The sequence below is a fragment of the Plasticicumulans lactativorans genome, from assembly GCF_004341245.1.
GTDB classification, from domain to species: Bacteria; Pseudomonadota; Gammaproteobacteria; order Competibacterales; family Competibacteraceae; genus Plasticicumulans_A; species Plasticicumulans_A lactativorans.
On sequence record NZ_SLWY01000014.1, the window covers coordinates 109517 to 135563 of the forward strand.

The 26047-nt window shown below is 71.3% G+C and carries 24 protein-coding genes and 1 tRNA gene; 11 read left to right on the top strand and 14 right to left on the bottom strand.

Annotated features, from left to right (window positions below; genetic code table 11):
- Nucleotides 1-352: 352 nt before the first annotated feature.
- Complete coding sequence (locus EV699_RS13530; RefSeq protein WP_132543594.1) at nucleotides 353-634, top strand: ComEA family DNA-binding protein; 282 nt, start codon at nucleotides 353-355, stop codon at nucleotides 632-634.
- Nucleotides 635-654: 20 nt separating this feature from the next.
- Here EV699_RS13530 and ugpQ read toward each other — a convergent pair whose 3' ends face one another.
- Together ugpQ and EV699_RS13540 are read right to left on the bottom strand one after the other, a co-directional pair.
- On the bottom strand, nucleotides 655-1419 hold the full coding sequence (gene ugpQ, locus EV699_RS13535; protein WP_132543596.1) for a glycerophosphodiester phosphodiesterase: 765 nt from the start codon (nucleotides 1417-1419) through the stop codon (nucleotides 655-657).
- A gap of 70 nt (nucleotides 1420-1489) precedes the next feature.
- Nucleotides 1490-2380 carry a DMT family transporter gene (locus tag EV699_RS13540; protein ID WP_132543598.1) on the bottom strand — a complete coding sequence of 297 codons (891 nt, stop codon included), beginning with the start codon at nucleotides 2378-2380 and terminating at the stop codon, nucleotides 1490-1492.
- 376 nt (nucleotides 2381-2756) lie between these two features.
- On the opposite strand from EV699_RS13540, the gene EV699_RS13545 reads away from it, so the two are divergent.
- From EV699_RS13545 to EV699_RS13555, 3 genes are read left to right on the top strand one after another with little or no spacing between them, the layout of a single operon-like run.
- Complete coding sequence (locus tag EV699_RS13545; protein WP_132543600.1) at nucleotides 2757-3314, top strand: NUDIX hydrolase; 558 nt, start codon at nucleotides 2757-2759, stop codon at nucleotides 3312-3314.
- A 22-nt stretch (nucleotides 3315-3336) separates the two neighbouring features.
- Nucleotides 3337-3855 (top strand): nucleoside 2-deoxyribosyltransferase, encoded by a 519-nt coding sequence (locus tag EV699_RS13550; protein WP_132543602.1) that lies wholly within the window; start codon nucleotides 3337-3339, stop codon nucleotides 3853-3855.
- A 12-nt stretch (nucleotides 3856-3867) separates the two neighbouring features.
- Nucleotides 3868-4596 (top strand): uracil-DNA glycosylase family protein, encoded by a 729-nt coding sequence (locus EV699_RS13555; RefSeq protein WP_132543604.1) that lies wholly within the window; start codon nucleotides 3868-3870, stop codon nucleotides 4594-4596.
- Nucleotides 4597-4608: 12 nt separating this feature from the next.
- Here EV699_RS13555 and EV699_RS13560 read toward each other — a convergent pair whose 3' ends face one another.
- On the bottom strand, nucleotides 4609-5652 hold the full coding sequence (locus EV699_RS13560; protein ID WP_132543606.1) for an AbrB family transcriptional regulator: 1044 nt from the start codon (nucleotides 5650-5652) through the stop codon (nucleotides 4609-4611).
- A 223-nt stretch (nucleotides 5653-5875) separates the two neighbouring features.
- Between EV699_RS13560 and EV699_RS13565 the strand changes: the two genes are divergently transcribed.
- On the top strand, nucleotides 5876-8122 hold the full coding sequence (locus tag EV699_RS13565; RefSeq protein WP_132543608.1) for an ankyrin repeat domain-containing protein: 2247 nt from the start codon (nucleotides 5876-5878) through the stop codon (nucleotides 8120-8122).
- A gap of 96 nt (nucleotides 8123-8218) precedes the next feature.
- On the opposite strand, the gene EV699_RS13570 is transcribed toward EV699_RS13565, so the two are convergent.
- From EV699_RS13570 to EV699_RS13580, 3 genes are all read right to left on the bottom strand, one after another.
- Nucleotides 8219-9727 (bottom strand): tripartite tricarboxylate transporter permease, encoded by a 1509-nt coding sequence (locus tag EV699_RS13570; RefSeq protein WP_132543610.1) that lies wholly within the window; start codon nucleotides 9725-9727, stop codon nucleotides 8219-8221.
- Between the two features lie 3 nt (nucleotides 9728-9730).
- The gene (locus EV699_RS13575; protein WP_132543612.1) at nucleotides 9731-10180 is read right to left on the bottom strand and encodes a tripartite tricarboxylate transporter TctB family protein; all 450 of its coding nucleotides are present in this window, start codon (nucleotides 10178-10180) and stop codon (nucleotides 9731-9733) included.
- An 88-nt stretch (nucleotides 10181-10268) separates the two neighbouring features.
- Nucleotides 10269-11252 carry a Bug family tripartite tricarboxylate transporter substrate binding protein gene (locus EV699_RS13580; protein WP_132543614.1) on the bottom strand — a complete coding sequence of 328 codons (984 nt, stop codon included), beginning with the start codon at nucleotides 11250-11252 and terminating at the stop codon, nucleotides 10269-10271.
- A gap of 151 nt (nucleotides 11253-11403) precedes the next feature.
- Between EV699_RS13580 and EV699_RS13585 the strand changes: the two genes are divergently transcribed.
- Complete coding sequence (locus EV699_RS13585) at nucleotides 11404-12081, top strand: response regulator (RefSeq protein ID WP_132543616.1); 678 nt, start codon at nucleotides 11404-11406, stop codon at nucleotides 12079-12081.
- Nucleotides 12068-13525: a sensor histidine kinase gene (locus EV699_RS13590; RefSeq protein ID WP_132543618.1), complete on the top strand. Its 1458-nt coding sequence runs from the start codon at nucleotides 12068-12070 to the stop codon at nucleotides 13523-13525. Before EV699_RS13585 ends, EV699_RS13590 begins: the two co-directional genes overlap by 14 nt.
- A 382-nt stretch (nucleotides 13526-13907) precedes the next feature.
- On the opposite strand, the gene EV699_RS13600 is transcribed toward EV699_RS13590, so the two are convergent.
- From EV699_RS13600 to mutY, 3 genes are all read right to left on the bottom strand, one after another.
- Nucleotides 13908-13983: transfer RNA gene (locus EV699_RS13600), tRNA-Phe, on the bottom strand.
- Nucleotides 13984-14052: 69 nt separating this feature from the next.
- Nucleotides 14053-14325: an oxidative damage protection protein gene (locus EV699_RS13605; protein WP_132543620.1), complete on the bottom strand. Its 273-nt coding sequence runs from the start codon at nucleotides 14323-14325 to the stop codon at nucleotides 14053-14055.
- Between the two features lie 8 nt (nucleotides 14326-14333).
- Nucleotides 14334-15395 carry an A/G-specific adenine glycosylase gene (gene mutY, locus EV699_RS13610; protein ID WP_132543622.1) on the bottom strand — a complete coding sequence of 354 codons (1062 nt, stop codon included), beginning with the start codon at nucleotides 15393-15395 and terminating at the stop codon, nucleotides 14334-14336.
- Between mutY and EV699_RS13615 the strand changes: the two genes are divergently transcribed.
- The 3 genes from EV699_RS13615 to EV699_RS13625 all read left to right on the top strand — a co-directional run bounded on the left by EV699_RS13615 (nucleotide 15394) and on the right by EV699_RS13625 (nucleotide 18617).
- Entirely contained in the window at nucleotides 15394-16275 is an 882-nt protein-coding gene (locus EV699_RS13615; protein ID WP_132543624.1) for an NAD-dependent epimerase/dehydratase family protein, read from the top strand. The genes mutY and EV699_RS13615 overlap by 2 nt on opposite strands.
- A 188-nt stretch (nucleotides 16276-16463) precedes the next feature.
- Nucleotides 16464-17660 carry a D-alanyl-D-alanine carboxypeptidase family protein gene (locus EV699_RS13620; protein ID WP_165904138.1) on the top strand — a complete coding sequence of 399 codons (1197 nt, stop codon included), beginning with the start codon at nucleotides 16464-16466 and terminating at the stop codon, nucleotides 17658-17660.
- 63 nt (nucleotides 17661-17723) lie between these two features.
- Nucleotides 17724-18617 (top strand): DMT family transporter, encoded by an 894-nt coding sequence (locus tag EV699_RS13625; RefSeq protein ID WP_132543628.1) that lies wholly within the window; start codon nucleotides 17724-17726, stop codon nucleotides 18615-18617.
- A 15-nt stretch (nucleotides 18618-18632) separates the two neighbouring features.
- Here EV699_RS13625 and EV699_RS13630 read toward each other — a convergent pair whose 3' ends face one another.
- Entirely contained in the window at nucleotides 18633-18962 is a 330-nt protein-coding gene (locus EV699_RS13630; protein ID WP_132543630.1) for a cupin domain-containing protein, read from the bottom strand.
- 127 nt (nucleotides 18963-19089) lie between these two features.
- Here EV699_RS13630 and corA point away from each other — a divergent pair, with 127 nt between their 5' ends.
- A complete protein-coding gene (gene corA, locus EV699_RS13635) occupies nucleotides 19090-20052 on the top strand; it encodes a magnesium/cobalt transporter CorA (RefSeq protein ID WP_132543632.1) in 963 nt (320 codons plus the stop codon).
- A 605-nt stretch (nucleotides 20053-20657) separates the two neighbouring features.
- On the opposite strand, the gene EV699_RS13640 is transcribed toward corA, so the two are convergent.
- The 4 genes from EV699_RS13640 to EV699_RS13655 all read right to left on the bottom strand — a co-directional run bounded on the left by EV699_RS13640 (nucleotide 20658) and on the right by EV699_RS13655 (nucleotide 25989).
- Nucleotides 20658-21266: a recombinase family protein gene (locus EV699_RS13640; RefSeq protein WP_132543634.1), complete on the bottom strand. Its 609-nt coding sequence runs from the start codon at nucleotides 21264-21266 to the stop codon at nucleotides 20658-20660.
- 507 nt (nucleotides 21267-21773) lie between these two features.
- On the bottom strand, nucleotides 21774-22352 hold the full coding sequence (locus EV699_RS13645) for a ProQ/FINO family protein (protein ID WP_132543636.1): 579 nt from the start codon (nucleotides 22350-22352) through the stop codon (nucleotides 21774-21776).
- A gap of 50 nt (nucleotides 22353-22402) precedes the next feature.
- A complete protein-coding gene (locus EV699_RS13650) occupies nucleotides 22403-22900 on the bottom strand; it encodes a hypothetical protein (RefSeq protein WP_132543638.1) in 498 nt (165 codons plus the stop codon).
- Complete coding sequence (locus EV699_RS13655) at nucleotides 22897-25989, bottom strand: DUF927 domain-containing protein (RefSeq protein ID WP_132543640.1); 3093 nt, start codon at nucleotides 25987-25989, stop codon at nucleotides 22897-22899. The genes EV699_RS13650 and EV699_RS13655 overlap by 4 nt, the downstream gene beginning before the upstream one ends.
- Nucleotides 25990-26047: the final 58 nt, after the last annotated feature.

Sequence of the window (26047 nt, forward strand, 5' to 3'; positions counted from 1 at the left end):
GGACTGTAGTGGGGGCGGAAACCCGCCGGGCTCCCATGACGTGGACGCCAGCGAAGATACCATCTTGCTCGTCGGCATTTGTTAAGCCTTGTTCAAGACTGGTGGGCCGGCATCGTCAGGATCATGGCTGCACTCGCCACCCCAAGCAACGCGCGCGGCATGCTGGAGCACCACCTTGATCGTCGCCTGCCGGGGCTGCATTTTCGCCACCGTCGGCTATGTTCTCCCTGCAGTCTGCGGGCTGCTGCGGCAGGGAAGCCGTCAACAGCCTCCCCCTGCCGTACGGTAAGGACCACTGCATGTAAGGGGATAGCAAGTGAAAAATTCAATCCGTTCGACTCTGTGCGCCATCATGCTCGTCGCTGCGACGGGCCTCGCGACGGCGGCTCCGATCGACATCAACTCGGCCAGCGCCGCCGATTTCGCCAAGGCGATCAAGGGCGTGGGTGATGCCAAAGCGGCTGCGATCGTCGAGTACCGCAGCAAGAACGGGCCCTTCAAGTCGGTCGACGACTTGGCGAAGGTGCCCGGTATCGGTCCGAAGACCATCGAGACGAATCGCGAGAATCTCCGGATCGGCGGTGAGTCTTCTGCCGCGCCGGCTGCCGCCCCCGCGACCAACAAGGCGAACTGACCGACGTCCGTCCGCCGTCCTCATAGCCCCGGTGGCGGCGTGCCGCCGGGGCCGATGAGATCCAGACGGTCCGTGCACAGGCTGTCGACGCCCATCTGCAGCAGGCGATCGGCGTCTGCAGCCGTGTTCACGGTATAGGCGAACACCCGCAACCCGGCGTGATGTGCCGCTTCGACGCAGGTGGGCGTGAGGTCTTCGAACCAGGCGTGCAAGGCCTGGGCGCCGAGCGTGGCGAGCAGATGGGGCCAGTCGGGCGGGATCTCGCCCGGTTCGAACAGAATGCCGAGGGGCAGTTGTGGTGCCGCGGCCCGTGCCGCGTGCAGCGCTTCGACCGAAAAGGACGACAGCAGCGGCGGCTCGGGCGCTCCATGCCAGAGTGCTGCGCAGGCGCGTGCAACCGCTGCGCCGGTTTCGGCATCACGGCCTGGGCAGGGTTTGATCTCGACGTTCGCGGCGATCGCGCGGGCACGCAGCGCGCGCGCAATCGCTTCGAGACGCACCAGTGGTTCGCCGGCGAAACGGGGACTGTGCCAGCTGCCGGCGTCGAGGCGTGCCAGTTCGGCCCAGGTGCGGGAGACCGCCGGGCCGTTGCCGCTGGTCGTGCGCTCCAGGGTGTCGTCGTGCAGGAGGAAAGGCTCGCCGTCGGCGGACAGCTTCACGTCGAACTCGACGCCGCGAAAGCCCCGATCGGCGCCTTCGCGCATGGCTGCCAGGGTGTTCTCGGGGGCGAACGCGCCACCGCCACGGTGGGCGAAGACGCGGGGGTAGGGCCAGGGCTGGGTCATGGCTTCGCCTCGGGCGGTGGCGCCGGCGCTCTCGTGCGACGGGGGGAGAGCGGTTGCCGGCGAAGGTGCTTCAGGAACGCGTGCGGCGCATCAGCGGTATCAGTTGTGCCGCCAGCATGCCCGCGAGCATCAGCGTGCAGCCAGCGAGGGCGCGCACGGTCAGGGTCTCGCCCAGCACCAGCCAGCCGGCGAGTGCCGCGAACACTGCCTCCATGCTGAGAATGATGGCCGCATGGGAGGCGATCGCGTCCTTCTGGGCGACCACCTGCAGCGTATAGGCGAGCCCGACCGACAGCAGGCCGCCGTAGGCGATCGCGGGAGCCGCCACGCGGATGGCGGCGAGATCGATGGTCTCGAACAGCACCGCCGCGATCATCGACAGCAGCGCGCAGGTCGCGAACTGCAGGCAGGCGAGGCGTACCGCATGGGTGCGCCTCGCGACGGCATCGAGCAGCAGCACGTGCAGCGCCCAGAACACCGCACCTATCAGTTGCAGCGCATCGCCGGAGGCGATCGTGAAGCCGTCACCCACGCTCAGCAGGTACAGGCCGGTGATCGCGAGTCCCGCGCCGAGCCAGATGCCGGCATGCGGGCGCTGCCCGAGCAGGAGGCCGATCAGCGGTACCAGTACCACGTAGAGCCCGGTGATGAAGCCGGCATTGGCGACCGAGGTGTAGAGCAGGCCCACCTGCTGCAGCGAGGCCCCGAGGAACAGCAGGACGCCCGCCGTTGCGCCCGCCAGGTACAGGCCGCGGCGGCTCAACGGCCGCCGCGGCGGGCGCCCCTCCTTCAGCAGCAGCGCCAGTGGCAGGATGGCGAGGGCGCCGAGGGTGAAGCGCAGCCCGGTGTAGAGCATCGGGCCGACCGCATTCATGCCCAGGCGCTGCGCGACGAACGCGGAACCCCAGATCGCCGCGGTGATCAACAACAGCAGGTCGGCGCGGAAGGTTCGGGGGTGCATGAAGGGGTTCGGCAGGCAGGCGCAGGGCGTCGTAGAGTGCCTGAAGGCGAACGGCTAACCAAGCCGGCGGCGTGCGCTTGATTTGCCGGGGGCGGCTCGGCGATCCTCGCCGGGAGTCGGGGCGCAGCAGCTCTTGACTTATGCACATCGCTGACGTTCCTGCCTGCCGCGAGGTCGACTTCACGAAGGTGAAGCTCAGGAGATCAATGACTTATCGCATGTCATTGATTTTCCATGACTTAACAATTGGTCGAAATGTCACCAAAGCGTCATGAGGCCAGTAACGGCGCGGGTCGGCGCGAACCGCACCGCAGTTTTCCACGCGTTTATCCACAGCATTTGTGGATAAACGCCATAGCGCCGTGAGGGGGGCGCGATGAACTTCTGCAGCCATTGCGCGGGCCGCGTGAGCCTGCGCATCCCGCCCGGCGATCGACTGCCGCGCTTCGTCTGCGAGGCGTGCGGCACCGTGCACTACGAGAACCCCCGCATCGTCGCCGGCTGCATCCCCGAATGGGAGGGCCGCGTGCTGCTGTGCCGGCGCGCGATCGAGCCGCGTCGCGGCCTGTGGACCCTGCCCGCGGGGTTCATGGAAAAGGGGGAGTCCGCCGACGAGGCCGCCGCACGCGAGACCTTCGAGGAAGCGCAGGCACGGGTCGAGGTGCTCGGCCTCTACACGCTCTACAACCTGCCGCACATCTCGCAGGTGTACCTGATGTACCGCGCCCGCCTGCTCGACGGGGTGTTCGCGGCGGGCGAGGAAACCCTGGAGGCCGACCTGTTCGACGAAAGCATGGTGCCCTGGGACGACATCGCCTTTCCCACCGTGCGTGAGACCCTGATGCACTTCTTCGCCGATCGCCGGCGCGGCCGCTTCGACGTGCGCACCGGTACCATCGGCCCGGCGCCATGGCAGCGCCCGCCGGCGCCATGAGGCCGGGTCGCCCGAGGTGTCGATGAGCGCACGACCACGCGTGTACCTGGCGGGCCCCGGGGTGTTCCGGCCCGATGCGCTGGCCTACGCCGACGGCCTGCGCATGCTGTGTGCCAGGCACGGCCTGGCCGGCGTGTTCCCGCTCGACGGCGACGCCGCCGCCGATGCGCCGGCGATCTTCCGTCACAACCTCGCGCTGATCGACACCTGCGCCGGCGTGCTTGCGGAACTGACGCCGTTCCGGGGCCTGGCGGCCGACCCCGGTACCGCGTTCGAGATCGGCTACGCCTACGCCCGCGGCTTGCCGGTGGTGGCCTGGACGGCCGATCACCGGGTCTACCGCGAGCGCCTCGTCGCCGCCGGGCAGGCGTGGCCCGATGGCCGCGGTGGCTGGATCGACGCCGTCGGCCTGGCGGTCGAGGACTTCGGGCTCGTCGACAACCTGATGCCGGTGTGCGCCGCGCGCGCCGTCGAAGCCGATCCCGGACCGGCGCTCGCGCGCCTGGCGGCCGCCCTCGGCCTGCCGGCGGCCGCGACCTGAGCCTGTGTGCCCGTGCACGTCGATCCACCCGCGACGCCGCTGATCGCCGCCGCGCGCACGCTCGCCGCCGCCTGCGCGGACCTGCGCTTCGCGCCACCGGTGAGCCACGTCTACAACCCGCTCGACTATGCCCGCGCGGCGCACGAGGACTATCTCGCGCGCTACGGGCAGGGACGACGGCAGGTGCTGTTCCTCGGCATGAACCCGGGGCCGTTCGGCATGGTGCAGACCGGCGTGCCCTTCGGCGAGGTCGCCGTGGTGCGCGACTGGCTCGGCATCCGCGCGCCGATCGGGCGGCCCGCGCTCGAGTACCCCGGGCGGCCGATCGAGGGCTACGCCTGTCGCCGCTCGGAGGTTAGCGGGAAGCGCCTGTGGGGCCTGTTCGCCGGGCGCTTCGGCAGCCCCGAGCGCTTCTTCGCCGCGCACTTCGTCGTCAACTACTGCCCGCTCGCGTTCATCGCCGGCGGCCGCAACCTCACCCCCGACAAGCTGCCGGCCGCCGAGGCCGGGCCGCTGTTCGCCGCCTGCGACGCGCACCTGCGCGCGGTGGTGGACGCGCTCGCGCCCGACTGGGTGATCGGGGTCGGCCGCTTCGCCCGGCAGCGCGCGCAGACGGTGCTGGCGGGAGACGCGGTACGGGTGGGCGAGGTGCTGCACCCGAGCCCGGCGAGCCCGCTCGCCAACCGCGGCTGGGCCGAGGCCGCGGGCGCGCAGTTGCGCGCGCTCGGCGTGTGGGACTGACGCCGGCCGGCCTCAGTCGGGATCGGCCGGGCGTGCGAACCAGCGGAACAGCGGGGCGCCGACCAGCACCACGGTGAGCATGCGCAGCACCTGGAAGCTCGTCACCAGCGGCACGCCGAGGTGCAGGGTCTGCGCCGTGATGCACATCTCGGCGATGCCGCCGGGCGCCATGCCGAGGATCACCGCAGCCGCCGGCAGGCCGGCGAGCCACGCGAGCAGCGCGCCGGACACCGCGGTGACCGCGATCAGGCCGAAGGTCAGCGCGGTCACCGCGGCGAGGAAGCGCGGGGCGGCGCGGAAGAAGGTCGGCGAGAAGCGGCAGCCGAGCGACGCCGCGATGCCGATCTGGCCGGCCGCCCGCAGCGCCGGCGGCAGGCCCGAGAGCTCGATGTCGCTCGCCGTGAGCGCGGCGGCCACCAGCAGCGGGCCGATCACCCACGGGGTCGGCGGTCCCAGGCGCCGCCAGGCGAACACCCCGAGCAGCGTGAGCGGGGCCAGCGCGGCGAGCCCGACGAGGTCGATCGGGTGCGTCGCGAGTCCGCGCCCGTCGCTGCCGTGCACGTCGATCGCGGTGAACAGCGCCGGGATGCTCAGCACCACCAGCACCACGCGCAGCGTTTGCGCGGCGGCCACGCGGTCGATCCGCCCGCCGCAGCGTTCGGCGAGCAGGACCATTTCCGAGGCGCCACCGGGCAGGCTCGCGAAGTGCGCGGTCGCCGCGTCCACGCCGGTCAGGCGCGCGAGCAGGCGGCCCGAGGCCGCACCGAGCAGCAGCGTCACCACCGCACCGGTCATCACGGCGGGCGCGAGCCGCAGCAGTTCGTCGACCACCGGCGGCGTGAAGTACAGGCCGAGCGAGGTTCCGATCACCCACTGGCCGAAGTTGCGCGCGCCGTGCGGTACGGCGAGGGGCGCGCCGGCCATGCGCAGCGCGGCGATCGCGAGCAGCGGCCCGACCATCCACGGCACCGGCAGGCGCAGCCACACCGCGGCGAAGCCCGCCGCCGTGCCGAGCGCCAGCGTGATCAACCAGATGCGCCAGCGCGCCGTCGCCATCTCCGCTTTGCCCCGCGTTCATGACGGGCTTCCCGAGCGTGCCCGTTACGGGAGGTGAGCCTAGGAGCGCCGGCTTTCGTTTACCTGTCGCCGGCCCGTCGCCGGCGGGGCCGCGCGGGAGCGGATCGGCGGCGCGACTGCCCCGGAGCGGGCCGGCGCGCCTATCATCGCGTTCGGCCGCCGGTCCGGCGGCGGGCGGTACTCGAACACGGGGGGAGTGCGTGTGGCCACCGAAGTGACGCCGTCGGCGGAAACGGTGGGGGCGTTGCGCCGCGCGACGCTGGCGGCGCTGGAAGCCGGCCTGCTGCGCCGCGCGCCGCTGCTCCTGCTCACCGGCGTCGACGGCGTCGGCAGGTCCCATCTGTGCCGGCAGCTGCTGGAGCCTGCGCCGCGCTACCGCATCACCGCGCTGCGCCCGCCGTACGGCGACCTCGACGCGCTGCTGCGGCAGGCCGCCGCGCACGGCGGCGACGCCACCACCCCCAGCTTCGACGGCCTCGTCGCCGCGGCGCACCGCGAGGGGCGCGACGCGCTGCTGCTCGTCGACGACGCCGACGCGCTCGACGACGAGGTGCTCGAGCGGCTGCTCGCGCATTGCGCGACCCATGTCGCCAGCCCGCTGCTGCTCCTGGTCGGGCTGCCGGCGCTGCGCGCGCGCGTCGCCGGCTGTGCGCTGCGGCCGCAGCCGGCGGTCGACGTAGAACTGCCGCCGCTCGCCGCCGACGAGGTCGGCCCCTACGTCGAGCGCCGCTGCGCCGCCACCGCCGGGGAGGGGGCGATGCCACCCTTCACCGTCGAGGCGCTGGGGCGGCTGATCGTGCATGGTCAGGGGCTGCCGCTACGCCTCAACACCCTGGTCGACACCGCGCAGTTCCTGGCGGCGCTCGACGGTGCGCCGAACGTGAGCGCCGCGCTGGTCGACGCGGCGGCCGAGCAGAGCCTGATGGCGTCGCCACCGACCACCGCCGATGACGACGCGGCGCAGGCCGACGACGACGCGACCGGGATCGACGTCCTGGCGGCTGCGTCGACCGGCGATGCATTGCCCGCGGATCCGGCCGGCCCGGCGCCGACGACGCCCGTCGATGCTGCCGCCGCGGCGCCCGTGGTGTTCGCGCCACCACCGCCACCACCGCCGGACTACGGGGTGCGCCGACACGCGCGCCGGCATGGCCGGCGACCGCGGCCGGGCCTGCTGGCGGCCGGGGTCGCCGCGGCGCTGGTCGGCGCCTGGCTGTGGTGGCCGGCGTCCGCGCCGCCGCAGCAGCAGGCGGCTGGCGTTGCACCGGCCACGCCGGCCGCGTCATCGACCCCGGCGATCCCATCGACCGCAGCGTCCGCCATGCCGGCGGCGGAGCCCGCGCCGCCGCCGGCCGGCAGTGAGGCCGAGTCAGCGCAGGACGCCGAGCCGACCACGCCGGTGCCGCTGCCGGTGGCCGGCGACGAAACCGCCGCGACGCCGCCGGACGACGCCGCACCGGGGACCTCCACCGTGGTGCGCCTGCTGACGCAGGCCGAGCGCCAGCGCCAGGCCGGGCGGCTCAGCCAGCCGCCGGGCGACAACGCGCTCGAATCGATCCGCGCGGCGCAGGCGCTCGATCCCGGCAACGCCTATGCCCGGCTGCTGCTCGCGCAACTGGTGCGCGACTACCTGCAGCGCGCCTTCACCGCCGGCACCGACACCGCGCGGGCGCGGGCGGCGCTCGAACGCGCGCGGGCGATCGCGCCGGATTCCGTCGAGGTGCGCGAGGCGCTCGCGCGCCTGGACGCCCGTCGCGCGCCACCCCCGGCTGCACCGCCGCCGGCCCCGCCCAGCCACGCGGAACTGTTCGGCGCGATCCGCGAGGGGCGCGGCGATCGGCTGATCGCCGTGCTGCAGGGAGGCAGCCCGGCCGATGCCGCCGACCCGCGCGGGCGCACCGCGCTGGCGCTGGCCGCCGAACTGGGGCGGGACGAGGCGGTGCGGCTGCTGCTCGGCCGCGGGGCGCGCGTCGACCTGCGCAGCGCGAACGGCGATACCGCGCTGATCGCCGCCGGGCGCGGTGGCAGCCGGGCCGTGCTCGAGCGCCTGCTCGACGCCGGTGCCGACGTCGCGGCGCGCAACGCGGCGGGCGAATCGGCGCTGTACACCGCAAGCCGCAACGGTCACGCCGGCATGGTCGGCCGCCTGCTCGACGCCGGTGGCCAGGTCGACGAGCGTGACACCGCCGGGCGTACGCCGCTGATGGTCGCGGCGGGCAACGGCCACGCCGAGGTGGCCGCGCTGCTGCTCGCGCGCGGGGCGGCGGTCGACGCCCGCGCCGCCACCGGCTGGACCGCGCTGATGTTCGCCGCCGCCGCCGGACACGAGGACGTGGTGTGGACCCTGCGCGCGCACGGTGCCGCCACCGGGCTGCGCAACCGTGACGGCGACACCGCCGCCGCGCTGGCGCGTGCACGCGGGCACGCCGCGCTCGCCGGCAGCCTGTAGACCCCCTGGCGCAAAAAGGTCGCCGCCCGTCCCGCCGGGCGTGATGGCGCGCGGCGGGACGGGCGGAGGAGGGGCGCCGGGCGCGGCGTGCCCGCGTCAGCCCACGGCGAGTGCGGCGCGCCCGCGGCGCAGGCGGCGCAGCAGCGGCGGCCCCACCAGCATCGCCACCGCGCCGATCCACAGCGTCAGCGACACCGGGCTGTGCCAGAGGATGCCGACCTCGCCGTTCGACAGCGACAGCGCGCGACGCAGGTTCTGCTCGATCATGTCGCCGAGCGCGAAGCCGAGGATCAGCGACGACATCGGGAACTGCAGCTTGCGCAGCAGGTAGCCGAGCACGCCGAAGGCCACCGACAGCACCAGGTCGAAGGTGGTGGCGTGCACCGAGTACACGCCCACCGCGCTCGCCGCGGCGATGCCCGGCACCAGCGTCGCGTTGGGCACCGTCAGCATCTTGGCGAAGAAGCCGACCAGCGGGATGTTCAGCACCAGCAGCACCACGTTGCCGACGAACAGCGAGGCGATCAGGCCCCAGACGATCTCCGGCTGGTTCTGGAACAGCATCGGCCCGGGGGTGATGTTGTAGAGCGCGAGCGCGCCCATCATCACCGTGGTGGTGCCCGATCCGGGCACGCCCAGGCACAGCATCGGCACGAACGAACCGGTGGCCGAGGCGTTGTTGGCGGCCTCGGGTGCGGACACGCCGCGGATGTCGCCCTTGCCGAAGCTGCCGTCCTTGTCGTAGACGCGCTTGGTGACCATGTAGGCGATCGCGCTGGAGATCGTGGCGCCGGCCCCCGGCAGCACGCCGATGAAGAAACCGCCGATCGACGAGGCCAGCGTCGACGGGTTGGTCTCCTTCATCTCCTGGCGGTTGAACAGCTTGCGGCCGGTCGTCTTGATGATGCTCTGGCCGATGCTCGATTCCTCGAGCATCAGCAGGATCTCGCTGATCGAGAAGAAGCCGATCACCACGACGATGAACTGCACGCCGTCGGCGAGGTGCACGTCGTTGAAGGTGAAGCGGTACACGCCCGAGTTGGAGTCCACGCCGACGCAGGCCAGCGACAGGCCGATCAGCACCGCGAGCAGGGTCTTGACCGGGCGGTCGCTGACCATGCCGCCGAGGCAGGCGATCGCGAACACCATCAGCGCGAAGTACTCGGCCGGGCCGAAGGCCAGCGCCCAGTTGGCGAGCAGCGGCGCGAACAGCACCAGGCCGATGGTCGCCACCACGCCGCCGACGAACGAACTCCACGCCGAGATCGACAGCGCCACGCCGGCCAGGCCCTTGCGCGCCATCGGGTAGCCGTCGATCGCGGTCATGATCGCGCCGGCATCACCGGGCACGTTGATCAGGATCGACGAGATGCGCCCGCCGTACTCGCAGCCCATGTACACCGCGGCGAGCAGGATCAGCGCCGATTCCGGCGGCAGGCCCATGGCGAAGGCGATCGGCATCAGGATCGCCACGCCGTTGATCGGCCCGAGGCCGGGCAGCAGGCCGACGATGGTGCCGATGAACGCGCCGGCGAAGGCCAGCGCCAGGTTGAGCGGCGTGAAGGCGACGCCGAAGCCCTGCAGCAGGTAGTTCAGGGTATCCATGGTTCAGCCTCCGAAGAGCGGCTGGAGCAGGCCGAGCGGCAGCACCACGTCGAGCAGCCGGTCGAAGAACAGGTACAGCACGATGCCCATCGCGACGCCGCCGCTGGCGCAGGTGCGCCAGCTTCCGCCGAACACCCGTCCGAGCAGCAGTGCCAGCAGCGCGGTGGCGAGCGGGAAGCCGAGCCATTCGAAGGCGAAGGCGTAGCCGAGCAGCAGCCCGGCGCTGACGACGATGTGGTGCACGACCTTGCCGTGCGGCCAGTGGAAGGCCACGGCGTGCGGGCGCAGCACCAGGGTCAGCGCGCATGCCGCCATCAGCCCGGCGTAGAGCAGCGGCACGGCGCGCGGGCCGACCGGTTCGTAGGAAATCGGAGCCTTGAGGTCGAGGGCGACCCAGGCCATCGCGGCGCTGACGGCGAGCCAGACCAGGCCGAACACACGTTCTGCACGCATGGTGGGGGTTCTCCGGCGGAGGAGGGGGCTGCCCCGTGCGGCGCGGCGCACCGGCACGGGGAACGGCGGCGGGGTTCGCCGCCGCGGCTCACTTCACGAGATCGAACTCGCGGGCCAGGGCTGCATAGCGGGCGACCGCTTCCTTGACGTAGGCGTCGAGCGCGGCGCCACTCTTGGTGAAGGGCTGCAGTTCGCGTTGCTCGCGCAGCTTCGCGAACCCGGGGTCGGCCGTCAGCTTGTCGAAGGTCTGCACCCACCACTGGTAGTCGGCGTCGCTCACCTTGGGGCCGACGTAGAAGCCGCGCACGATCGGCCACGACAGCTCGAAGCCCTGCTCCTTCGCGGTCGGCAGCGTGCCGAGCCTGCCGGGCAGGCGCTCGTCGGCGAGCACCGCCAGCACGTGCACCTTGCCGGCCTCGATCTGCGGGGCGAGTTCGCCGACGTCGCCGGAATACACCTGCACGTGGCCGCCGAGCAGCGCGGTGAAGGCCTCGCCGCCGCCCTCGAAGGCGACGTAGCGCATGCCCTGGTGGTTGACGCCGGCGAGCCGCGCGACCAGCGCGGTCTTCATCCAGTCCTGGCTGCCGACCGTGCCGCCGGCGCCGAAGGCCACGCTCGCCGGGTCCTTCTGCAGCGCCGCCACCAGGTCCTTCAGCGTCTTCAGCGGCGAGTCGGCACGCACCGCGATCACCCCGTAGTCGGTGCCGACGCTCGCCACCCAGCGCACGTCGCTGGCCGTGTACTGGCCGAACTTGCCGATCGCGAGGTTGAGCAGCGAACCGCTGGAGAAGGCGACGAGCGCGTTCGGGTCGGCCGGGCGCTGGGCGACGATGGCGTTGTAGGCCACCGCGCCGATGCCGCCCGGCATGTAGGTGACGCGCATCGGCGCGCCGATGAGCTTGCTTTCCTGCAGGCCGCTCTGGGCGAGCTTGCAGGTGATGTCGAAGCCGCCGCCGGGCTTGGCCGGGGCGATGCATTCGGGCTTCTCGGGCGCGGCCACGGCGCCGGCGGCGCCGAGGGCGAGCAGCAGGCCGCCGATCACGGAGGCGCGCAGGGGGAGGGTCGGGGTCATCGTCTCGTTCCTCATCGGGTGGTGTCGTTGTATGGCGCCGCTCGCGGGGGGGCGTTGCCGGCACGGGAGGACGATAGGCGCGCGTGACTTTCGATTGTCTTTCGATCGCCCGCGTCTGGCGGGGGCCGTGCGGCTCGGCTACAGATGTCGCATGCGTATCCTGCTCGTCGAAGACAATGCCGAACTCGCGCTGTGGCTCGTGCGTGCGCTGCAGGCACGACACTTCGCGGTCGACCACCTCGCCGACGGCCTCGCCGCCGACCGCGCCCTGGCGAGCGTCCCCTACGCGCTGGTGATCCTCGACCTCACCCTGCCCGGCCTCGACGGCCTGGAGGTGCTGCAGCGCCTGCGCCGGCGCGGCGGCGACACGCGGGTGCTGATCCTCACCGCGCGCGGCGAGGTCGCCGACCGCGTCCGCGGCCTCAACCTCGGCGCCGACGACTACCTGGCGAAGCCTTTCGAGCTCGATGAGCTCGAAGCGCGCATCACTGCGCTGCTGCGTCGCAGTGCCGGCCACGCCGGCGCCATGCAGGTCGTCGGCGCGCTCGCCTTCGATCCGGTGCAGCGCAGCTTCACGCTCGACGGACGTCCGCTGGCGCTGACGCCGCGCGAACTCGCGGTGCTCGAGGTGCTGATCCGCCACGCCGGGCGCGTGGTGCGCCGCCAGCAGCTGTTCGAGCAGGTGTTCGCGCTCGACGACGACGTCAACCCCGAGGTCCTCGACCTCTACATCCACCGCGTGCGGCGCAAGCTCGAAACCGCCGACGTCGCCATCACCACGCTGCGCGGCCTCGGCTACCTGCTGGAACGACGGCGTGACGCCGGCTGAGGGCGGCAGCCGCGCGCTCGGCAGCCTGCGCGGGCAACTGCTGCGCCGGTTGCTGCTGCCGTTGCTGCTGCTGTGGGCGATCAGCACCATCAGCGCCTACCGCGAAGCCGCCGATGCCGCCACCCTGGCCTACGACCGCACGCTGCTGGCTTCGGCGCGGGTGATCGCCGAGCGTCTCTCCGGGCGGGAAGGGAAGGTGATCGTCGACCTGCCGTGGGTCGCGCTCGACACCTTCATGCTCGACACCAGCGACCGCGTGTACTACCGCGTCAGCGGCATCGGCGGCGAGTTCGTCTCGGGCTACGCCGACTTCCCGCCGCCGCCCGCCGGCCTGCGCCGCAGCGAGCTGTACCCGGCGCTGGCGGGGTTCTACGACGGCCGTTACCGCGGCGTGGAACTGCGCATCGCCGCGCTGCACCAGCCGGTGGCCGAAGGCGGCGTGCAGGGCATGGCGCTGGTGCAGGTCGGCGAGACCCTGCAGGCGCGCCAGGCGCTCGCCCGGCGCATCCTGCTCAGCACCGTGTGGCGCCAGGGGCTGCTGGTGCTGTGCGGGGCGGTGCTGATCGTGCTCGCGGTGCGCGGCGCGCTGAGCCCGCTCGAACGCATCCGCCGCGCGGTCGATACGCGCGAGCCCGGCGACGCCGGCCGCTTCGACGAGGCCGGCGTGCACCGCGAGGTGCGCCCGCTGGTGGTCGCGCTGAACGCCTATACCGAGCGCCTGCTCGCGCTGCTCGCCAGCCGCCGGCGCTTCATCGCCGACGCCTCGCACCAGTTGCGCACCCCGCTCGCGGTGCTGAAGACGCAGACCCAGCACGCGCTGCGCGAGGACAGCCCGGCGCTGTGGCGCGAAACCCTGTGCGCGGTGCAGCGCAGCGTCGACCAGATGACCCGCCTCAGCAACCAGTTGCTGTCGCTGGCCCGCGCCGAGTCCGGCGCGGTGGCGGCCGGGCTCGGCCCGCGCGCAGCGGTCGACGTGGTCGAACGGGCGCGCGAGCTGTGCCTGGAGCGTGCGCCCTTCGCGGTCGGCCGGCGCATCGACCTCGCGCTCGAAACCCCCGACACGGCGCTCGACGTGGACGGCGACGCGACCCTGCTGCACGAGATGCTCGCCAACCTGCTCGACAACGCGCTGCGCTACGTGCCCGCGGGCAGCCGTGTGACGCTGCGCGTGCACGCCGAGGCCGCGCGCGTGGTGATCGAGGTGCTGGATGACGGCCCCGGCATCGCCGCCGAGGAGCGCGAGCGCGTGTTCGGCCGCTTCTACCGCGTGCCCGGCACCCAGGCCGAGGGCAGCGGGCTCGGGCTCGCCATCGTGCGCGACATCGCCCGCTCGCACGGCGGCGAGGTCACGCTCGGCGCCGGCCTCGACGGTCGCGGCCTCGGCGCCCGCGTCGAACTGCCGCGCGCCGGTGCCGGGCGTGGCGGCGGGGTGTCGGGTCAATAATAAAGTGGCGGGGAAGTGTCTGGTTCACGCCAGGTCGAGCTGAGCGAGGCGGCAAAGGCACCCGGATCTCGCCCGAGGGTGCGGAGCCGGAAACGGAAACGCCCGACCGGATGCGGTCGGGCGTTGATTTTGGTGGCAGGTACAGCCCGCCCTCATCGGCCAGGCGTACGGGTTTGGCGGCGGGTTTGGCATTGCGGATCGCGGTATCGGTCAGGGGCATTGGGGGCAACACCTCGGGGGGCGGCATGGTTGCCCCCAATGTTGCAGCCAGTTGCCCCGGCTGTCAGCGGTTGTCACTGGAACACTGCGGACGTGAAAAAGGCCGTAAGCCTTGGGTTTACCAGTGCTTACGGCCTTCTTTGGACGGCTTCGGATCAGTAATTGGTGGCCAGGGACGGAATCGAACCGCCGACACGGTGATTTTCAGTCACCTGCTCTACCAACTGAGCTACCTGGCCGGGTAGTGCGTTGCGAGGCGCGCATTAAATGCGAAGGGTGCGGGCGGCGTCAACCCCTGCGCGGCGGCCTCAGCTCCCGGGCGGGCGGTAGCCCTCGGGCGCCTGCGAGCCGCTGCCGAAGAAGAACTTCTCCATTTCCTCCTCGAGGAACTTGCGCGCCTTCGGCTCCATCGGCGTCAGGCGGTACTCGTTGATGAGCATCGTCTGGTGGCGCAGCCACTGCTGCCAGGCCTCCTTCGAGACGCCCTCGAAGATGCGCTTGCCGAGCGCGCCGGGGTAGGTCGGCCGGTCCAGCCCTTCGGCTTCGCGACCCAGCTTCACGCAGTGCACCATGCGCGTCATCACTCACCTCATGATCGATCGGACAGACAGGCCAGCAGCCGCTGCACCGGCGCGGCGAGGCCGCGGGCGTCGGGGCGGCGCGAGTTATACCAGACCCAGCCGGCGTCCATCACCCGCTCCGGCAGCGCCTGCACGCGCACCAGCACGGGTTCGATGTCGAGGTGGAAGTGGCTGAAGGTGTGGCGCAGGGGGGCGAGCCGTTCGCTGCCTTCGGTCGCGAAGCCCCAGCGTTCGCGGCACCAGGTGTCGATGTCGGCGCCGGGCGGGCACTCGGGGAAGGACCACAGCCCGCCCCAGATGCCGGTGGGCGGGCGCTGTTCGAGCAACACCACGCCATCGGCCGCGTGCAGCAGCAGCATCGCGGTGGTGCGCACCGGCAGGGTCCTGCGCGGCTTCGGCGCCGGCCAGTCGCCCTGGCGGCCGTCGCGGCGGGCGATGCAGTCCGCGGCGACCGGGCAGGCGCCGCAGGCCGGGCGCGCACGCACGCACACCAGCGCGCCGAGGTCCATCATGCCCTGGTTGTACGCGCCGACACGCGCCGCCGGCGCCCGTGCCTCGGCCAGCCGCCAGAGGCGCGCGAGCACCTGCGCCGCGCCCGGCCAGCCATCCACGCCGGCGTGGCGGGCGAGCACGCGCTTGACGTTGCCGTCGAGGATCGGATGCGGCTGGCCGCCGGCGAGCGAGAGGATCGCCGCGGCGGTCGAGCGGCCGATGCCGGGGAGGGCGGCGACCGCCTCCAGCGTCGTCGGAAACGCCCCGCCGTGCTCGGCGACCACGAGTTGCGCGGCGCGGTGCAGGTTGCGCGCGCGGGCGTAGTAGCCGAGCCCCGACCACAGGTGCAGCACCTCGTCGAGCGAGGCTGCCGCCAGCGCGGCGAGGTCGGGGAAGCGCGCGGTGAAGCGCTCGAAGTAGCCGACCACGGTGGCGACCTGGGTCTGCTGCAGCATGATCTCGGATACCCAGACGCGGTAGGGCGTGGGGCTCTGCTGCCAGGGCAGGCTCTTGCGCCCGTGGGTGTCGTACCAGCGCAATACGCGCTCACTGAAGCCGTTGCCGGAGTCTGTCGTCATGTCGAACGTCACCGCCCTTGCCCCGCACACGCGGGTATTGATCGCCGGTTGTGGCGACGTGGGAACGCGCCTGGGCCTGCAGCTCGCGGCGGCCGGTGCGCAGGTGTGGGGCCTGCGGCGCGACCCGTCGCGCCTGCCCGCCGCGATCGCGCCGTTCGCCGCCGACCTCGCCGACGGCCGCGGGCTGGCGGCGCTGCCGGCCGGGCTCGATGCGGTGGTCTACTGCGCGGCGGCCGACGGCCCGGGCGAGGCCGCCTATCGCGCGGCCTACCTCGACGGGCCGCGGCGCCTGCTCGATGCCCTGGAGGCGCGCGGCGAGCGCGTGCGGCGCTTGCTGTTCACGTCGAGCACCGCGGTGTATGCGATCGACGACGGCCGCGAGGTCGACGAGGACACCCCCGCCGAACCGGTGCACCCGACCGCGCGCCTGCTGCGCGCTGGCGAGGAGGCGCTGCGCGAGGGGCCGTACCCGGCGACGGTGATCCGCTTCGGCGGGCTCTACGGGCCCGGCCGCGAGCGCCTGCTGCGCCTGTTGCGCAGCCCCGCCGGCGCGAGCTGCGTGCCCGGCGTGTACAGCAACCGCATCCACGTGCACGACGCGGCGCGGGCGCTGGCGCACCTGCTCGCGCTGCCGACGCCCGCGCCGCTGTACCTGGGCGTGGATGATACGCCGGCGCCGCTGTGCGAGGTGCTCGACTGGCTCGCCGCGCAACTCGGCACCGCGCCGCCGCGGCGACTTGCCGTCGACCCCGCCGAGGACTCGCGGCGCGGCAACAAACGCTGTCTGAACAAACGCTTGCGCGACGCCGGTTTCGCCTTCACGTTCCCGAGCTATCGCGAGGGCTATGCGGATATGCTTAAATCCGCGCCTCGCGTTTGACCCATCGCCCTTTGCATCAGCCTTTCGATGCGCTAAACGATTCAGAGCCGAGCACGCCCGCGAACGGGCGGCGAGGATCGGCTGTGTCGTCGGCGCCATCGTTGTGACCCGCGGGCATGGATGCCACCGGAAGACCGGTGCACTCGTGCGCGCAGATCCCTGCCCTCTTGCCAGTCAGGATGAACGCCGTGCTGAACTCGCTGCTGATCCGCTTGCGCGCCTTCTGCGACCCCCTGCCACGGCGCGCGCTGCTCGGTGTGCTGCTGGTGACCGCACCGCTCGCGCTCGCTGCCGAACCGCGGCTCACCGCCAAGGCGGCGATCCTGCTCGATGCCGATACCGGCGAGATCCTCTACGCCCGCGACCCGCACGCCCCCTTGCCGCCGGCGAGCACCACCAAGGTGCTGTCGACGCTGATCGCGATCGAACGCCTCGACCCCAACCAGATGGTGACCGTGTCGCCGTCCGCCGCGATGGCGCCGCCGAGCCGCGTCGGCCTGCGCTCCGGCGATCGCGTGGTCGCCTCCGACCTGCTCTACGGGATGATGCTGAAGTCCGGCAACGATGCCAGCGAGGTCGTCGCCGAGGCCGTCGGCGGCTCGATCCCCGATTTCGCGCGGCTGATGAACGCGCGCGCGCGCCAGCTCGGCGCGCTCGACAGCCACTTCGCCAACCCCCACGGCCTGCCCGACGACAGCCACGTCAGTTCGGCCTACGACCTCGCGGTGATCTTCCGCTATGCGATGCTGAACCCGACCTTCGCGCAGATCGCCGGCACCCGTAACGCCTGGGTGCGCGTCGACCGCGCCGGCGGCAGCAACGTCGCGGTGCCGGTGCCGGTGGTCACCCACAACCGCCTGCTCGGCACCTATGAAGGCGCGCTCGGCGGCAAGACCGGCTTCACCAACAAGGCCAAGCGCTGCTTCGTCGGCGAGACCGAGCGCGGCAACACCCGGCTGGTCGTCGCCGTGCTCGGCAGCAGCGCGCTGTGGGAGGACGTGCGCCGGCTGTTCGACTACGGCTTCGAGCAGCGCGGGCTGCTGGCCCCGGCGCCGCAGCCGGTGCTGGTCAAGGCGGTGCAGCGCGAGCCGAGCGTGGCCATGCCCGCCGTCGCACGCGTGAAACCCGCGGCGGTGGCACGCCCGGCGCAGGCCAAGGCCAAGGCCAAGGCCAAGGCGGTGCGCCCGGCACCGACGGCCCGCGTGGCGACGACGTCGAAGCGCGCCGCACCGGCGGCGGCCAAGCCCGCCGCCACGGTCGCCAAGGCGGCGACACCCAAGACCACGGCCAAGGCGACATCGGCCAAGGCCGCCACGCCGGCCAAGGTGCCCACCACCCGCAAGGTTGCCCGCGACGACCGCCGCGGCACCGGCGGGCGCGGCTGACGCCCCGCGCCGGGGCCGCGCCCCGGCCGCCCACGCTCCCGGCGCTACGTCGAGGGATTCGCGATGCGCCCGCTTCGGGTTTCGCCCTACCTGCTGCTGGTCCTGACCACGCTGTTCTGGTCGGGCAACTTCGTGCTCGGCCGTGCCATCCACGGCACCATCCCGCCGCTCGCGCTGTCGTTCTGGCGCTGGGCCGTCGCCGCCGTGCTGCTCGCGCCGTTCGTCTGGCGCGGGCTGATCGAGCACCGCGCGCTGCTCGTGCGCCACGCGCCGGTGCTGACGCTGCTCGGCGTGCTCGGCGTGGTCAACTTCAACACCTTCGTCTACCTGGGCCTGCGCGACACCACGGCCACCAACGCCGTGCTGCTGGTGTCGACCACGCCGATCATCATCGTCGTGCTGTCGTTCCTGCTGCTCGGCCAGCGCATCAGCGCGCGCCAGGGGCTCGGCGTGCTGGTGTCGCTCGCCGGCGTCGCGGTGATCGTCGCGCGCGGCGACCTCACCCGGATCGCCGCGCTGTCGCTGAACCGCGGCGACGCGTGGATCCTCGGCGCGGTGAGCACCTGGGCCGCCTACTCGGTGTGCCTGCGCTGGCGCCCCGCGGCGCTGCCGCCGCTGATCTTCCTGGCGGCGACCATGGTGGTGGGGGTGATCGTGCTGCTGCCGTTCCACCTGTGGGAGCTGGCCGAGCGCGGCTCCTTCGCGATCACCCCGGTGACGCTCGCGAGCATCGGCTACGTGGCGGTGTTCGCGTCGATCCTCGCCTACATCTTCTGGAACCGCGCCGTCGCCGAACTCGGCGCCAACCGCTGCGGCCCCTTCCTGCACCTGATGCCGGCCTTCGGCGCCCTGCTGTCGACGCTCCTGCTCGGCGAGCGCCTGTACGCCTTCCACTGGGCCGGCATCGCGCTGATCGCCACCGGCCTCGTGCTGGCGAGCGCGCCGCGCCGGCGCTGACGGCGGTCCCGGGCCTCAGCCGGCCGGCGCGAGGTGCAGCGCGAGCCACACGCTCGGTGCGGCGGCGGCCGTCCATTCGACGCGGTGGCGACGGTGGCGCGGGATGAACACGTAGTCCCCCGGCGCCAGCGTGCGCAGCGTTTCGTCCCCCTCGAAGCGCAGACCCGCCGCACCGCAGAGCAGCACCACCCACTCGTCGTCGGCCTGGTCGTACCAGTCGCCGGGCGGTGTCGCCTCGCCGTGCGATTCGATGCGTTCGAGCCGCAGTCCGGGGCGTTCGAGCAGGGTCTCGAACACCTCGCCGACGCCGCCCGGCGTGCGCATCGTGAACAGATTGCCGTCCATCATCCCCTCCGCATCCGCGGCGACGCCGCTGCGCCGGAAGGGTGCACCACCGCAAGTGCACCGGTAAACTCGCGCCGCCCGCCGCCCAGGCTCATTTCCCCTGCCGTCCGCCCAGAGGTCACCGCCCATGCTGATCGCTTTCGTCGTTCGCGATGGACGCCTCGAACAGACCGCCGTCAGCCTGCGCGAAGCCGAGTTGCCGCCGGAGATCAAGGAACCGATCCTCTGGGTCGACCTGCGCGACCCCACCGACGAGGAGCGCGACTGGGTCGAGCGGCACTTCGGGCTCGAACTGCCCGAAGAGCGCGAGATGAACGACATCGAGCCCAGCGCGCGGCTGTACGAGGACGAGGACGGCCTGCACCTGCACTCGTACTTCCTGAGCGACGTCGACGAACAGGTGCGCAACATCACCGTCGCCTTCGATCTGCTCGGCGGGCGCCTGTTCACGCTGCACGAGGAGGATCTCTCCACCTTCCGCCTGTTCCGCCTGCGCGCGCGGCGCCAGGTGGGGCTGGTCAAGGACGCGACGGACATCGTCATCGGCCTGTACGAGGCCAAGATCGAACAGCTCGCCGACACCCTCGAACAGATCTACTCCGAACTCGAGGAGATCAGCCACCAGGTGCTCACCGAGCCCGACAGCGACATGGCCTCGGTGCTGTCGCGCCTCGCCGTGCAGGAGGACATCAACGGCAAGAGCCGCCTGAACCTGCTCGACGCCCGTCGCACGCTGAGCTTCCTGGTGCGCTACGGCACCCAGAGCGACGGCCGCGCCGAGGACATCCGCGAGATCCTGCGCGACGTCGAATCGCTCACCAGCCACACCTCGTTCCTGTTCGACAAGGTGAACTTCCTGATGGACGCGGCGATGGGCTTCATCAACATCGAGCAGAACAAGATCATCAAGATCTTCTCGATCGCCGCCGTGGTGTTCCTGCCGCCGACCCTGGTCGCCAGCCTCTACGGCATGAATTTCCAGCACATGCCGGAACTCGAATGGCAGTACGGCTACCCGCTCGCGATCATGATGATGATCCTCGCCGGCGTGGCGCCGTACTGGTTCTTCAAGCGCAAAGGGTGGCTGTAAGTTATTGTTTTTGTTTGAATTTAACAGCTTGCGCATGCTGTGGCGACGCATTTGCCATCACATGTACCGCTACATGCACCACTAAGCCTTGCTATACCCCCCCTCCCAATTTCCCGCCCTTGCACGCGGATGGTGGCCACCGGTCCCAGGGTGCGCCCGGTGGGACTTTCTCCACCCCCGGCCCGAACGGCAGCATCCGACGTCGACTATCCCTTGTGACCGCTGCTGCGATCATCGATCAGCGGTGGACGCTCGGCCTTGTCCTGCTGCATGCCATTTCCCACCGCGGCGCGGCCGGTAACTCTCCATTTTATGTGTGTGCCCTGCGTGCCCTGTGTGCCATGAATTTTAATGGCTTTTGAAACAACAACTTACATTTTAAACACAGGGCACACGCTGGCATGCCGGTGCGTGTGCCCTGTGTGCCCTCGGCGGATCGTGATCAATTCCGAGCGCGGCGCCGTACCTGATCGACTCGCGACATGGCATAGGTAGATGCCCCACCCGCCCCCTACCGTTGCAACGGCCGCGCGCGCCTACATGCACAGGGCGACAGTGAGGGCAGGGCGGGGCAGGGGGCGCCCTTCGTGGCGCCAGTCTTGCGGCTAGCTCGCCAGAATCCGGCACACCTGCGACCGGCTATAGCCAGTGTGTTCGGCGATCTTCGTCAGGCTGAAGCCCGCCGCCTTGAGTTCCTGCACGCGCGCATGTCGTTCGGTATCGGCCGGGCGGCCCCGATACACACCGTCGGCTTTGGCCTTGGCAATACCCTCGGCCTGCCGCCGGCGACGATCGTCATAGTCCTTTCGAGCAACTGCGGCGAGCACGTCGAGCAGCATCCCGTTCATCGCGTCGAGCATGCGCCCCATGAAGTCGTCGGCGCTGCTCGACTGCATCGCAAGGAATGAAGTCGGTAGGTCGAGGGCAACGACGCGTACCCCTGCAGACTGAATAGCCCCCTTGAGCTTGTCCCAATCGGTTCGGGTAAGGCGGGTCAGTCGGTCAACCTGTTCGATCAGCAGCACGTCGCCCGGGCGGGCATCTTTCAGCAGCCGCAGCAGTTCGGGCCGGCTCGCCTTGGCGCCCGATTCATTTTCGACGTAGTAGGCAGCGATCAGCTTTCCATGTTCAGCAGCGAATGCTTCAAGCGCTGGGCGGGCACGCTCCGCGTTCTGGTCGTCTGTCGAAGCTCGAAGGTAGGCGCGTACGAACATGACAGCACTCCATGTCGCGTTTACATAGTTGCATTATATAGTTTTGCATTAGGGTTACCAAACCTATTTTGCGACTACCTATATACATGCCGCTTCATTGGTCGCATTGATGCGCACCCTTTTGCGACTATACAAGCGTTCGACAGAAGCGCCCGCGGGGACCGGCGCGTATCGGATGCAAGGGCGATGCGTGGGGGCCGCCCTGTCGGCAAACTGAGTGGTGGGCGTATGCCCTGAAGGTGGCCGTGTCGTGTCGTGCCGATCGAACGCATGCTGACGTGTTCGCAAAGGTTGTTCATTTTTTCGTGTGCCCTGTGTGCCCTGTGTGCCATGACACGTAAAAGCAGCATAAACATGGACTTACAACAGATACACAGGGCACACGTGTCGGTGTGCCCACGTGTGCCCTGTGTGCCCTCGGGGGTGTGGCCATTCCACCAGCAGCGCCGCAGGCGTTCGGGTGGCGACAGAGGGCTGCCGCGGACGCCGGCGGGTGTGGGTTCTCGGCTATTCCCCAGGCTTCGGCTTGCGCAGGCTGAGCCGGGGCCGTGCTGCCGCCGCAGCGGTGGGCGCTGTCACGGGCTGGGCAAACGCTGGTGGTACCGGCCCAGGTGCCGGTGGCTTGCGCTTCGTGGGGATGGTTAGTTGCGTGGGTGTCGGTGTGCGCGAACGTGTGGGTACTGGCGTGGGCGCCTTGCCGGCCGATGGTGCCGGCTTGCTGGATGTGCCCTTGCGCGGTCGCTGCGGGCGGCGGGTCTGCTCGGTCGCCTCGCGCTCGGCGAGGCGCGCGCGGGCAGCTTCCTGGTGCACAGGATCGACAGGGCCGGCTTCGTTGCCGTCGAGCGCGACACGCACCCCGCCGGCAGCGATGGACTGCAGGTAGGCCAGCCGCAGGCACCAGCGCCGCAGCGCCCACCCGGCCGCCGCCGCATCCGCAGCGGGGTCGGGTTCGAGCAATGTGGCGAGGGCTTCGCGGGTACCGATCGCCAGCGGCCGCACGGCCGCCGGTTCGATCGGGAAGGCGCGCGGGAATCGTACCTGCAGGTAGTCGAGGGCCGCAGCCGTGCGGCGGGTCTTGGAAGGCATCGCGGGCGGCCCCTTGTGTCGAGTGCGCGGCAGCGGCAGCGCCACCGGGTTCAGTTCAACGGTGACGATAGCGCGCCGGGCGAGCGCAGCGCGAAACCCGCGCAGCGCCGCTCAACGCAGGGCCACAGCGCGCGCGGCAGTTCGCGCAGGCCTTTACGCCAGGCGACATAGGTTTCGGCGTCGGCGCCGCTCGCGCATTGCCCGATCCCTTGCCCAGGGCTCGACGGATTCGGCAGAAAATGCGTGCAGTCGCCGCAGCAGACGACGGCACCGGGCACCAGCGGTGCATCGCCACGGCGGGCCGGCATCGTTTGCGCAGCAGCGAACCCGGCGCCCGCCGGCGGGCGGGTGGCTTCGTCCTCGAATGCCGCGGCGCGTTCATCGAAGCCGGCCGCGCGCACCGTGGTGTCAGTGTCGTGCTTGGCGACGGTTGCCGAGTTCGCGCGCCCGCCGGCCCCCCGTTCCGCCGGTTTGTCCGCCGCCGCAGTGGTGGCTTCGGTCGCGGGCGCCGGCACGGCGAACAGATCAGCGAGGGCGTCCAAGTTCATGCCACGGCCCGCGTGTCGCCCGTTTCGAGGCTGGTCTTGCCGTCCTCGTGATCGCCGCCGACGTCGACACCGGCCCACAGGGCCGGTGTCACGATGTAACAGCGCGCATTGCGCCCCCCCATGCCTGGCAGTTTGGCGTATCCCTGCGGTTTGCCCTTGCCATCCGGCTTCAACATGCCGAGTCGCAGCAGCAGAGCCGCGGACTTGCGGGCGTCAATGCCTTCGCAGACTTCCGAATGCCATGCCTGCGGAAGCACGTAGTACCACCAAGCCCCGTCCACCAACCGCCGGAATCCGGCCCGGTTGACCGTGACGCGCGCATGGCGGTTGCGGTTGGCCTCGGCGTCGCGCTGTGCGGCCTCGCGCGCGGCCGGGTCGGTGGCGGCGGGCCATGACACGGCATCCGGGCAGGTGGTGTCATCCCACACCGAAAAACGCGCCTCGCCGTGCAGTTCGAAGAAGTGGCGAACCTGCGCGAGTGTGGCGGCGTCTTCCTGCGGCCCCGGGCCGCCGCGAACGTCCAGCCAAGCGCGGAAGCACTCGATCACCCCGCGCTTGGCTTCGCCCTTCGGCCATCCTGTGATGCCAGCCAGGGCCGCCAGCTCGCCGGCCGCCGCGATCAGCGCGAAGCGCGCGGCGACGCGGTACGCCTGACCGCTCACTTCCTGCTTGTCGTCGGTCTTGGGCAGCACTTCGGCGATGAAGCCGCGCCGCAAATCGGCGAGCAGTGCGGGCAGCGCACCGAGCTTCGGCAGGATCGCGGCGAGGAAGGCGGGCGCCGCCGTGCCGTGGTACCGCGCGGCGACCTCGCACAGTTCACGCGATAACGCCTCGCCATCGTTGCGCCCGTGCAGGATATCGAACACACCGAACCCACGGCCTGCGTCGGCATCGAGCTCGGCGAACCGGATTTCCTGCCCGGCGCGGACCTTCTTGCCGGCTTCGGCCATGTGCTCGGCAAGCCCGATTTCCCCCGCCGACAGAAACAGCAACCGCCAGCGCGTCCGGTCCCGCGCGGCGCCGGTGCGCTGTGCGCGTGCCTTGCCTTCGCCGTTCGCGAGCATGTAGGCGATTTCGCCGGCCGCCTTCGGGTCCACCTGCGCGAGTTCATCGAGGATCAGCAACGAATCCGAGCGCATGGCGGCCGTCGCCTCGATGGCGTTATCCGTTGCACGCCAGCGCTGCAGGTACTCGGGTGGCCCGAACACGCTTGCCGCTACGCGTAGGGCCGTCGTCTTTCCCGAACTGGAACCGCCCTTGATGTGCAGCCCACCGGATTCCTCGCCCGCCGGTTGCAGCAGCAGTGCGGCGAAGGCGGTCGACACCGCGAGCAACAGCCGGGAGTTGCCGAGACACAGCGCCGCGACGTGCTCGCGCCACTCGGCGAGGGTGCCTGCCTCGCTGTAGTGGTAGCCGTCCAGCGTCGGCGCCTGGAAGATGACACGCTCGTCTGCCTCGCCGATCGTGCGCAGCGGGAACACATACACCCCACCGTGCCAGCCCGTGCGCTCAACGCAGCGGGCGTAGGCATCGGGCCGCGCCTGCAGCAGGTAATCGCCGAGCTTCGTCCGTGATCGCGGGTTGCCGGTGATCCACGGCAAGCCCTGCCGCAGTAACTCGCGGCGGAGGTCTTCGCCGGACCCGCCGAGCATTTCCGCCGGCATCGCCCACTCATGCCGGTGCCCTTCCAAGTCCTCGAACACCAGCAGTCGGCCCCAGTTCGACGGCAGCGCCGCGCCGGCCTTCTCGCGGGTGTAGGCGATCACTTCGAGCGGCGAGCAGATCATCTCGGGCGGCAGCGATTCGCCATCGCGATCGACCGGGAACCAATACACTCCGGGGCCCCGGGGCCGGCCGCGCGCATCCTTCACCCATTCGCGCAGCAGCTCGAAGGGGGCGGCACCTTCGCGCGCCCGGCGGCGCCCCGGTGCCGCACCGTTGCCAGGCGCAACCCCGAGCGCGAGGCCTTGCCGCGCGTGATCGTTGGCGGTGGTGCCCGCCCGGTCAGCGTCCGCCTGCGGCGCCGCCGGTGCTTCAAGCCAATCGGGCCGGGCGATGATCCGGGCCATGTGTGCGGCCGTCCAGCCATCGCGTAGCGCGTCGGCGGCATCCCAGCCCTCGGGCAGGTCGTGCACGGCAGTGGCGCGCGGCTCGGCACCGGCCCCATCATGCCCCGGATCGGTCGCCAGCAGCGCGAGGTTCAGCGCCCCGAGCCACGCGCCACCGGCCGCCCGCACCTGCTCGGCCACCGCCGCCAGGTAGGCCGCGCCGGGGGCATCGGCATCCGGCCAGCCCCACACCCTGCGACCCGCGAGGACTGACCAATCGGCCTTGCCCGGCGACTGTGCGCCGTTCGGGCTGGTGGTCGCCACGCAGTTCGGCAGTAGCTGCGCGGCCGCGTCCGCGGCCTTCTCGCCTTCGCAGACGACGACGCGTGCATCCGGATGCCGGGCGAGCCGGTCGAGCCCGTAGAGCGGCCGGACGGCCGGCAAACCCTTCCACTGCCAGCCCTTCGGCCCGTAGACCAGCGGCGCAAATTGCTTGCGCACGCCGGGTGGATCGAAGCGGCAGACGTAGAACAGCACCCGCCCGGCAGCGTCGCGATAGACCCACCGTTCCGACGGTGCGCCGCGCGTCGGGTGCGCCGCCGGTGGCTCGGGGGCGTCCGCAGGAACAGGTACAGCGGCACGCGCCGCGCGCGGGCTGTCCCATGTCGCACTCTCGGTCGTGCGCCCCCCCCGGGCATGCGGCGGATGGCTGGTGGAAGCATGTACAGGGCGGCTCGGGTCGAGCCCGAGGAAGTCGGCGAGCCGGCGCGCGGCTTCGCCCTGCTTTACATCGTCGAGGTAGGCCACCAGCGCGATGAAGTCGCCGCCCTTGTCGCGGGTGGCGAAGTCGGACCACGCGCCGGTCTCCATGTTGACGCTGAATGAGCCGGGATGCGCATCGCTGCGGCGCGGGTTACGGGCAATCCACTCGCGCCCCTGGCGCGTGCCATCGGGCAGCCAGTGCGCCAGTACGGCAGGGGCGGCGGCGAGCGCGGCCGCCTTGATGTGCCCGAAGTCGGGCGGTGGTTCACGTGGGGGCATGTGCACCCACCTGGCTATTGGTTGACTCGGGGGCCGGCATGCCGGCGGTGTGCACCGG

Bases quoted from the DNA above. Each gene is read 5' to 3' on its own strand.
- EV699_RS13570 (WP_132543610.1), bottom strand. From the start codon at position 9,727: ATGGATACCCTGAACTACCTGCTGCAGGGCTTCGGCGTCGCCTTCACG.
- EV699_RS13645 (WP_132543636.1), bottom strand. From the start codon at position 22,352: ATGCCTTCCAAGACCCGCCGCACGGCTGCGGCCCTCGACTACCTGCAG.
- EV699_RS13560 (WP_132543606.1), bottom strand. From the start codon at position 5,652: ATGGCGACGGCGCGCTGGCGCATCTGGTTGATCACGCTGGCGCTCGGC.
- EV699_RS13615 (WP_132543624.1), top strand. From the start codon at position 15,394: ATGTCGAACGTCACCGCCCTTGCCCCGCACACGCGGGTATTGATCGCC.
- corA (WP_132543632.1), top strand. From the start codon at position 19,090: ATGCTGATCGCTTTCGTCGTTCGCGATGGACGCCTCGAACAGACCGCC.
- EV699_RS13605 (WP_132543620.1), bottom strand. From the start codon at position 14,325: ATGACGCGCATGGTGCACTGCGTGAAGCTGGGTCGCGAAGCCGAAGGG.
- EV699_RS13625 (WP_132543628.1), top strand. From the start codon at position 17,724: ATGCGCCCGCTTCGGGTTTCGCCCTACCTGCTGCTGGTCCTGACCACG.
- EV699_RS13650 (WP_132543638.1), bottom strand. From the start codon at position 22,900: ATGAACTTGGACGCCCTCGCTGATCTGTTCGCCGTGCCGGCGCCCGCG.
- EV699_RS13540 (WP_132543598.1), bottom strand. From the start codon at position 2,380: ATGCACCCCCGAACCTTCCGCGCCGACCTGCTGTTGTTGATCACCGCG.
- EV699_RS13585 (WP_132543616.1), top strand. From the start codon at position 11,404: ATGCGTATCCTGCTCGTCGAAGACAATGCCGAACTCGCGCTGTGGCTC.
- EV699_RS13640 (WP_132543634.1), bottom strand. From the start codon at position 21,266: ATGTTCGTACGCGCCTACCTTCGAGCTTCGACAGACGACCAGAACGCG.
- EV699_RS13580 (WP_132543614.1), bottom strand. From the start codon at position 11,252: ATGACCCCGACCCTCCCCCTGCGCGCCTCCGTGATCGGCGGCCTGCTG.
- EV699_RS13530 (WP_132543594.1), top strand. From the start codon at position 353: ATGCTCGTCGCTGCGACGGGCCTCGCGACGGCGGCTCCGATCGACATC.
- EV699_RS13545 (WP_132543600.1), top strand. From the start codon at position 2,757: ATGAACTTCTGCAGCCATTGCGCGGGCCGCGTGAGCCTGCGCATCCCG.
- EV699_RS13655 (WP_132543640.1), bottom strand. From the start codon at position 25,989: ATGCCCCCACGTGAACCACCGCCCGACTTCGGGCACATCAAGGCGGCC.
- mutY (WP_132543622.1), bottom strand. From the start codon at position 15,395: ATGACGACAGACTCCGGCAACGGCTTCAGTGAGCGCGTATTGCGCTGG.
- EV699_RS13550 (WP_132543602.1), top strand. From the start codon at position 3,337: ATGAGCGCACGACCACGCGTGTACCTGGCGGGCCCCGGGGTGTTCCGG.
- ugpQ (WP_132543596.1), bottom strand. From the start codon at position 1,419: ATGACCCAGCCCTGGCCCTACCCCCGCGTCTTCGCCCACCGTGGCGGT.
- EV699_RS13575 (WP_132543612.1), bottom strand. From the start codon at position 10,180: ATGCGTGCAGAACGTGTGTTCGGCCTGGTCTGGCTCGCCGTCAGCGCC.
- EV699_RS13630 (WP_132543630.1), bottom strand. From the start codon at position 18,962: ATGGACGGCAATCTGTTCACGATGCGCACGCCGGGCGGCGTCGGCGAG.